This window comes from Promicromonospora kroppenstedtii DSM 19349, assembly GCF_000515355.1.
Taxonomy (GTDB): Bacteria; Actinomycetota; Actinomycetes; order Actinomycetales; family Cellulomonadaceae; genus Promicromonospora; species Promicromonospora kroppenstedtii.
Window position 1 is genome coordinate 18680 of record NZ_KI911742.1, and the last position, 7333, is coordinate 26012.

General features: G+C 72.0%; 8 protein-coding genes and 1 riboswitch. Of the genes, 3 read left to right on the top strand and 5 right to left on the bottom strand.

Annotated elements, in window-relative coordinates; all coding sequences use genetic code 11:
- Nucleotides 1–132 precede the first annotated feature (132 nt).
- Genes PROKR_RS23710 through PROKR_RS23720 form a run of 3 tightly spaced genes read left to right on the top strand, consistent with a single transcriptional unit; the run spans nt 133 to nt 3124 of the window.
- The gene (locus tag PROKR_RS23710; protein WP_036968476.1) at nt 133–1209 is read left to right on the top strand and encodes a permuted SH3 domain-containing protein; all 1077 of its coding nucleotides are present in this window, start codon (nt 133–135) and stop codon (nt 1207–1209) included.
- A complete protein-coding gene (locus PROKR_RS23715; protein ID WP_036968479.1) occupies nt 1206–1943 on the top strand; it encodes an ABC transporter ATP-binding protein in 738 nt (245 codons plus the stop codon). Before PROKR_RS23710 ends, PROKR_RS23715 begins: the two co-directional genes overlap by 4 nt.
- Nucleotides 1940–3124: an ABC transporter permease gene (locus tag PROKR_RS23720; RefSeq protein ID WP_036968482.1), complete on the top strand. Its 1185-nt coding sequence runs from the start codon at nt 1940–1942 to the stop codon at nt 3122–3124. The genes PROKR_RS23715 and PROKR_RS23720 overlap by 4 nt, the downstream gene beginning before the upstream one ends.
- Here the strand turns inward: PROKR_RS23720 and PROKR_RS23725 are convergent.
- The 5 genes from PROKR_RS23725 to PROKR_RS37055 all read right to left on the bottom strand — a co-directional run.
- Nucleotides 3121–3945 (bottom strand): exodeoxyribonuclease III, encoded by an 825-nt coding sequence (locus PROKR_RS23725; RefSeq protein WP_036968485.1) that lies wholly within the window; start codon nt 3943–3945, stop codon nt 3121–3123. The two genes, PROKR_RS23720 and PROKR_RS23725, sit on opposite strands and share 4 nt — an antisense overlap.
- A 47-nt stretch (nt 3946–3992) precedes the next feature.
- Entirely contained in the window at nt 3993–4475 is a 483-nt protein-coding gene (locus PROKR_RS23730) for a VOC family protein (RefSeq protein ID WP_036968488.1), read from the bottom strand.
- Between the two features lie 193 nt (nt 4476–4668).
- Nucleotides 4669–5553: a bifunctional methylenetetrahydrofolate dehydrogenase/methenyltetrahydrofolate cyclohydrolase gene (locus PROKR_RS23735; protein ID WP_036968491.1), complete on the bottom strand. Its 885-nt coding sequence runs from the start codon at nt 5551–5553 to the stop codon at nt 4669–4671.
- Between the two features lie 4 nt (nt 5554–5557).
- The gene (gene glyA, locus PROKR_RS23740; protein ID WP_036968494.1) at nt 5558–6838 is read right to left on the bottom strand and encodes a serine hydroxymethyltransferase; all 1281 of its coding nucleotides are present in this window, start codon (nt 6836–6838) and stop codon (nt 5558–5560) included.
- A gap of 95 nt (nt 6839–6933) precedes the next feature.
- Nucleotides 6934–7020: riboswitch (ZMP/ZTP riboswitch) on the bottom strand.
- 118 nt (nt 7021–7138) lie between these two features.
- A partial coding sequence (locus tag PROKR_RS37055; RefSeq protein ID WP_036968497.1) for a hypothetical protein occupies nt 7139–7333 on the bottom strand: 195 nt, incomplete at its 5' end.

The following is a 7333-nucleotide window of genomic DNA, read 5'->3' on the forward strand; positions in this document are numbered from 1 at the left end:
GGCCCCGCACCGTCAGGTGCGGGGCCCTTCCTCGTAAAGGCTTGGCTTCACCCCGTACTTTCATCCCGTCCGGGGCGGTACCTGCATTAATGTCCAGCAGGCTGCCACCCGTCCCCGCTGCGAGGAGCCCCCGTGGGTGCTGTCCGCCAGTACGTCTTCCCCACCGCCCGGATCATCATCTGGGCCGTGATCGCCGCCGCGCTCGTGGCCCTGGCGCTCAAGGGCGCCGAGCTCGACCCGCCCGACGCGCTGCAGCCCACGGGCGAGATCACCGAGGCCGTGATCCCCGTGGAGAAGGGCTCCGTCACCAACGCGGTCACCGTGCCCGCGTCCGTGGTCACCGACCCGCCGGTCGAGATCAAGGCCACGGCGGACGGCGTGATCGCCGAGATCGAGGTCGACGACGCGAAGGTCGGCAAGGACACGCGCGTCCTGTGGATCAAGAGCGAGGAGCTCGTCGACCCGGTGGTCGACGTCGACGAGGAGACCGGCGAGGAGACCGTCACCGAGCAGGAACCCAAGGTCACCTGGACCTCGGCCCTCGCCCCCGCCGCCGGCACCGTGGACATCACGGTGCTCAAGGACCAGGCGGTCACGGTGGGCGAGGTCATCGGCACCGTCTCCCCCGGCACCCTGTCCGTGTCGGGCACGCTCACCGCCGACCAGCAGTACCGGCTGGTCGGGGCCACGGGCAAGGCGCGGGTGACGCTCAAAGGCGGGCCCGCCCCGTTCACCTGCACCGGGCTGACGATCGGCGAGGCACCCGCCGGCGAGTCCGTCGGCGGCGAGGACCCCATGGCGGGCGCCCCCGAGGCGGCCACGGGCGCCGTCCACTGCTCCATCCCACGCAAGGTCAAGGCGTTCTCCGGCCTGGGCGCCGAGATCGAGATCACGAACGGCGACGCGAAGGACGTCGTCGTGGTGCCGATCTCCGCCGTGCTCGGCACCGCGCAGACCGGCCGGGTGTGGACCGTCAAGGAGGAGGGCGCCGAGCCCGAGCCCCGCGACGTGACCCTGGGCCTGACGGACGGCCTCCAGGTCGAGGTCACCAAGGGCCTCAAGGCCGGCGAGCGGATCCTGGAGTTCACGCCCGTCGACGACGGCACGGAGGGTGGCGTCGACTGCTCGGACAGCGCCGCCTACGACCAGGCGGCGATGGAGGGCGACATGGACGCCGTCCGGGCGTTCGAGGAGGAGTGCTACGGATGACCGACCTCCCGCTCGTCGACCTGCAGCACGTCACCCGGCACGTGGAGCTCCCCGACGGGAGCACGCTGGAGATCCTCCGCGGGGTCGACCTGACGGTCGGCCCCGGTGAGCACGTGGCGATCGTCGGCCGCTCCGGCACCGGCAAGTCCACCCTGCTGAACATCCTGGGCCTGCTCGACTCCCCCACCTCCGGCGAGTACCTCCTGGAGGGCGAGCCCGTGGGCCGGCTGCGCAGCCGGGCCCTGGCCCGGCGCCGGGGCGACGACTTCGGCTTCGTGTTCCAGCAGTTCAACCTGCTGCAGGGTCGGACGGCCCTGGAGAACGTGGCCGCGCCCCTCCTGTACGCGCGCGGCAGGCAGTTCTGGAACCGCACCCGCCTCGCGGCGCGGTCCCTCGAACGGGTCGGCCTGGGCGAGCGCCTCGACACCCGCCCCGAGAAGCTCTCGGGCGGCGAGCAGCAGCGGGTCGCCATCGCCCGCGCCCTGGTGCGCGGGCCGCGCGTGATCCTCGCCGACGAGCCCACCGGCGCCCTCGACGTCGAGACCGGACAGGCGATCATGACGCTCCTGGACGACGCCGCGAGCGAGACCGGGGCCGCGCTGGTGACCATCACGCACGACCTCGCGATCGCGGCCCGCGCCGACCGGCAGTTCCGGCTGGCCGACGGCGTGCTGGTGCCCATCCACCTCGACGCTCCCGCCGCCGTGGCCGAGACCGCGGGACTCCCCGCATGACCGGGGTCGTGGGCGCGATCGTCGAGGCCTGGGACGAGCTGCGGATCCACAAGGTCCGTGTGCTGCTCGCGCTGGTCGGCGTCGCCTGCGCCGTCACCGCGATCACCGGCATCACGGCAGCCGTGACGATGTTCGGCCAGGCCATGCAGGAGCAGAACGAGCGCATGTCGGGCCGCGACACCACGCTGGAGGCCTGGTCGATGGGGTCGGTCGAGGGCGGCATGACGCCGGTCGAGATGGACGCCGTCGTCGACGCCGTGGCCGAGCGGCACAAGATCTCGTACCACTCCGTGCGCGCGACCATGGACCTCGCGGTGCGCGGCGGGGACAGCACTACCTACGTGGAGTGGTCGGCGGTCGACGTCGAGAGCGGGACCATCACCCGCCAGGACCTCGAGGCGGGCCGCTGGTTCACCGAGTCCGACACCGAGCGGCTGGCCCCCGTGCTCGTGGTGAACCAGGCCTTCCTCGACGCCTACGCCGACGGCGCCCCCGTGACCACGCACCCCCAGGTCGTGCTCGAGGGCGAGTCGCCCGTGGCCGCCACCGTGATCGGCGTGGTGCCCGTGCAGTGGAACGACGAGGGGCCGCGCGCCATGATGCTGTTCGACCAGGCGGTGCGCTGGTTCCCCGACCGGGTGATGGCCGACGGCTACCGCTTCTGGGTGCCGCCGGAGCTCGCCCAGCAGTTCGCCGAGGTGCTGCCCCGCGACCTGGCGGCGGCGGGCGTCCGGTTCGACGTGCAGCAGCCGATGGCCGACGCCATGGTGATCGACCGCGTGCTGCAGTACCTGGTGCTCGGCGTGGGCGGCTTCGCGCTCCTGCTCGGCGGCCTCGGGCTGCTCAACATCGCGCTCGTCACCGTGCGCTACCGGATCCGGGAGATCGGCATCCGGCGGTCCTTCGGGGCCACCAGCGGCCGCGTGTTCTTCGGCGTGCTCATGGAGTCGGTGGTCGCCACCACCGTCGCGGGCGTGGTCGGCGTGGTGATCGCGGTGGCCGTGATCAAGAACATCCCGATCGACCGTATCTTCGGCCGGCCGCTCGACGACCTGCCCGGGTTCCCGTTCGACGCGGCCCTGGTGGGCATGGCGTGCGCCGTCGGGATCGGCGCCCTGGCGGGCCTGATCCCGGCGATCTACGCGGTGCGCGTCAAGGTGATCGACGCGATCCGGTACTAGAGCTCGTAGGTCGCCACGACCGGGGCGTGGTCGCTCCACCGCTCCGCGTACGTGGGCGCGCGGTCGACCTCCACCTTGCGGCAGGCGCCCGCGAGCGCCTTGTTGGCGAGCTGGTAGTCGATGCGCCAGCCCGAGTCGTTGTCGTACGCCGCGCCGCGCCACGACCACCAGGTGTACGGGCCGGGGCCGTCGCCCGCGTGGTGGCGGCCCAGGTCGGTCCACCCGTGCTCGTCGAGCCAGCGCGTGACGTAGGCGCGCTCCTCGGGCAGGAAGCCGGCGCTCTTCTGGTTGCCCTTCCAGTTCTTGATGTCCACGTTCTGGTGGGCGATGTTGAGGTCGCCCGCCACGACGGCCGGGTGCCGCGCGTCGGCGAGCTCCGCCAGCCGCGCGGTCACCTTCTCCAGGTACGCGTACTTGGCGATCATCGTGTGCTCCTGGCCCGGGTTGGTCGAACCGGAGTGCAGGTACGCGGAGATCGCGGTGAACGTGCCGCCGTCGGGCATGCTGATGTCGGCCTCCACCCAGCGGCCGGTGTCGGCGCCCTCCTCGACGGCGCCGTCCGGGCCGTGGGCCGCGAGGCCCGTGCGGACCTCACCGAGCGGCAGGCGGGACGCGACGAGCACCCCGGCGCGCCCCTTGACCTCGCTCTCCGCGTGCGCGACGTGCCAGCCGTCGAGCAGCTCGCGCGCCAGCTTGTCGGGGGCGCGCACCTCCTGCAGCAGCAGCACGTCCGGGGTGCGGGTGGCGATCCAGGACTCCATGCCGCGGCGGACGGCGGCTCGGATCCCGTTGACATTGGCGGTGGCGACGATCAGGGGCACCGGGGCAGCCTAACCGGAGCCCCTGACACGCCCCGATCACGGGTGCGTCATGCGCCGTCGTGCGCCGCCTGCAGGGCCGCGACGTCGAGCTTGCCCATCTTCAGCATCGCGTTCATCGTGGCGATCTCGGCGGGCGTCGAGTACGAGCCGCTCAGCCGCTCGAGCTCCTTGGGGACCACCTGCCAGGACACCCCGAACTTGTCGGTGCACCAGCCGCACGCCCCGGGCTCGCCGCCGTCGGCGGTCAGGATGTCCCAGTAGTGGTCGACCTCCTCCTGGCCCTCGACCGAGAGGTAGAACGAGAAGGCCTCGTCGAGCGTCCGGTGCGGTCCGGCGTTCAGCCCGATCACGGGCTGCCCGGCCACGGTGAACTCCACGACGAAGTCGGTGCCGGCCTCGGCGCCCGGAGCGTCCTCCGGCGCCTTGACCACGCGCTCGACCGACGAGCCGGGGATGTGCTCGGCGTAGAAGGCCGCGGCCTCGCCGGCCTTGTTGTTCCCGAACCAGAGATGGGTCCGCACGGTCACCATGATGTCCTCCTGAGTCGCTCGGGCCGCGGTCGGCCCGTCATCAACTCTTCAGACGACGCCGCGGCCCGCAACTCATCGGGCAGGACTCCTCCACACGGATGGCCGCGCCGAACGTAGGAACAGTCGCCGCAAGAGAGCTCTTGCGACGACTGTTCCTACGTTCGACCGCGGCGGGGCAAGACGCAGCAGACCGTCAGGGAACCAGCGAGCGCTCCGCCGACTCCACGACGTTCGCCAGGAGCATCGCGCGGGTCATCGGGCCGACGCCGCCCGGGTTGGGCGACACCCAGCCCGCGATCTCCGCGGCCTCGGGCGAGACGTCGCCGACGACCCGCGACTTGCCCGTCTCCGGGTCGGTCTCGCGGGAGACGCCGACGTCGATCAGCACGGCGCCCGGCTTGACCATGTCGCCGGTCACGATGCCCTTGACGCCCGCGGCGGCCACGACGACGTCGGCCCGCCGGACCAGCGCCGCGAGGTCCTGCGTGCCGGTGTGCGTCAGGGTGACCGTCGCGTTCACGGCCCGCCGCGTGAGCAGCAGCCCGATCGGGCGGCCCACGGTCACGCCGCGGCCCAGCACGACGATCTCCTTGCCGGCGAGCTTGATGCCGTGTCGCTCCACCAGCTCGATGATGCCGCGCGGCGTGCAAGGCAGCGAGGACGTGACGTCCTCGTTGACGCGCAGCACCAGGCGCCCCAGGTTGGTGGGATGCAGGCCGTCGGCGTCCTTGTCGGGGTCGACGAGCTCCAGCACGCGGTTGGTGTCGATGCCCTTGGGCAGCGGGAGCTGCACGATGTACCCGGTGCAGGCCGGGTCCTCGTTCAGCCGCCGGACCGCGGCCTCGATCTCGTCCTGCGTCGCGGTGGCCGGGAGGTCCTCCCGGATCGACGCGATGCCGACCTCGGCGCAGTCGCGGTGCTTGCCCGCCACGTACCACTGCGAGCCCGGGTCGTCGCCGACCAGCAGCGTGCCGAGGCCGGGGATGACGCCACGGTCACGGAGCGCCGTGACCCGGTCCTTGAGCTCCGCCTTGATGGCGGCGGCGGTGGCCTTGCCGTCCAGGATCTGTGCGGTCATCGGCTCAGAGCCCCGGGTAGAGCGGGAACGCGGCGGTCAGCTTCTCGACCCGCGCCGAGAGGGCGTCGACGTCGGTCGCGGCACCCTCCTTCAGGGCCGTCGCGATGATGTCGGCGACCTCGGTGAACTCGGCGTCGCCGAACCCGCGCGTGGCCAGGGCCGGCGTACCGATGCGCAGGCCCGAGGTGACGCGCGGCGGACGCGGGTCGAACGGGACGGCGTTGCGGTTCACGGTGATCCCGGCGTCGTGCAGGAGGTCCTCCGCCTGCTGACCGTCGAGCTGGGAGTTGCGCAGGTCCACGAGCACCAGGTGCACGTCGGTGCCGCCCGTCAGCACGGACGCGCCGGCCGCGGCGACGTCGGGCTGCGAGAGGCGCTCGGCGATGATCGAGGCGCCGCGGAGCGTGCGCTCCTGGCGGTCCTTGAACGACTCGGTCGCCGCGACCTTGAACGAGACCGCCTTGGCGGCGATCACGTGCATGAGCGGGCCGCCCTGCTGGCCCGGGAAGACGGCGGAGTCGATCTTCTTGGCGTACTCCTCCTTGGAGAGGATGAAGCCGGAGCGCGGGCCGCCGATCGTCTTGTGCACGGTCGAGGAGACGACGTCGGCGTGCGGCACCGGGGACGGGTGCAGGCCAGCGGCCACCAGGCCGGCGAAGTGCGCCATGTCGACCCAGAGCTTGGCGCCGACCTCGTCGGCGACCTCGCGGAACGCCGCGAAGTCGAGGTGCCGCGGGTAGGCGGACCAGCCCGCGATGATGACGTCGGGGCGGTGCTCCAGCGCCTTCTTGCGGACCTCGTCCATCTCGATGCGGTAGGACTGCGGGTCCACGCCGTAGGCGCCGACGTCGTACAGCTTGCCGCTGAAGTTGATCCGCATGCCGTGCGTGAGGTGGCCACCGTGGGCCAGCTCGAGGCCGAGGATCTTGTCGCCCGCGTTGATCAGGGCGTGCAGCACCGCGGCGTTGGCCTGGGCGCCGGAGTGCGGCTGGACGTTGGCGTGCTCGGCGCCGAACAGGCTCTTGGCACGGGCGATCGCCAGGTTCTCGGCGATGTCCACCTGCTCGCAGCCACCGTAGTAGCGGCGGCCCGGGTAGCCCTCGGCGTACTTGTTGGTCAGGACCGAGCCCTGCGCCTCCAGGACGGCACGCGGCACGAAGTTCTCGGACGCGATCATCTCGAGCGTGTCGCGCTGGCGGGCCAGCTCGCCGTCAAGGACGGCAGCGATCTCGGGGTCGAGCTCGGCGAGCGGGGTGGCGAGCGGGTCGGGAGTCGATGCGCTCATAGCTCCTCGATTCATGCGGGACGGGGATTGTCTGACGGCGGCGGATGGCACACGCACCGTGCCGGACGGCCCGGGCGCACACCTTCCACGAGGTGACCCAGGGCCCAGGCGAACGACCCGTCGTCGGCATGACTCGTCGCTCCCCGGTGGTGATCCACCTGACGCCAGTCGCGACCCGAAGATCGTAGCAGCGGCGGGCGAAACCGGAGCCCGGCGCCCGCCGTCCGGCACCCGCCCGCGAGAAACCCCGGGATTGCAACGGAAGTACCTGAGACCCTTTTGCTATTCACGCCGACGTCGCTACTGTGCCGCCATGCCCTCCCCCGTGTCACCGGACTCAGGCGTTCCGGAACACCAGCCAGAACCGCGCTCGCACCAGGCCCAGCCCGGGCGACGGTCCGTCCAGTTCGAACCGGTCCAGCGGTCCGGCGGGTTCCAGCCCAGGACCGGCCAGTTCCCGACCAGGCCGGCGGCCGAGCCGGCGCCGGCCGCACC